We start from the raw sequence: 239 nt of genomic DNA on the forward strand, positions 1-239 counted from the left end.
TCGAGCGGGCTGTCCCCATGCAAAGCGTATGCACCGGAGCGCGGATGTAACGCATGGTGTCATACATGGCGAGGCCGCTCGTCACCATGCCGCCGGGGGAATTGATATAGAGGCTGATTGGCTTCTTGGGGTTTTCCGCTTCGAGGAACAACAATTGTGCGCAGACCAGCGCAGACACGGTGTCGTTCACTTCGCCATTCAAAAAGATGATCCTTTCACGAAGAAGGCGGGAATAGATG

General features: G+C 55.2%; 1 protein-coding gene. It reads right to left on the reverse strand.

Annotation, left to right across the window (positions count from 1 at the left end; all coding sequences use genetic code 11):
* Positions 1 to 238, reverse strand: a 238-nt coding sequence (locus tag AF337_RS29770) for an ATP-dependent Clp protease proteolytic subunit (RefSeq protein WP_244471339.1), incomplete at its 3' end; no start/stop codon positions are given.
* Between the last annotated feature and the right edge of the window lies 1 nt (position 239).

Source organism: Rhizobium ecuadorense (assembly GCF_001187535.1).
Classification (GTDB): Bacteria; Pseudomonadota; Alphaproteobacteria; order Rhizobiales; family Rhizobiaceae; genus Rhizobium; species Rhizobium ecuadorense.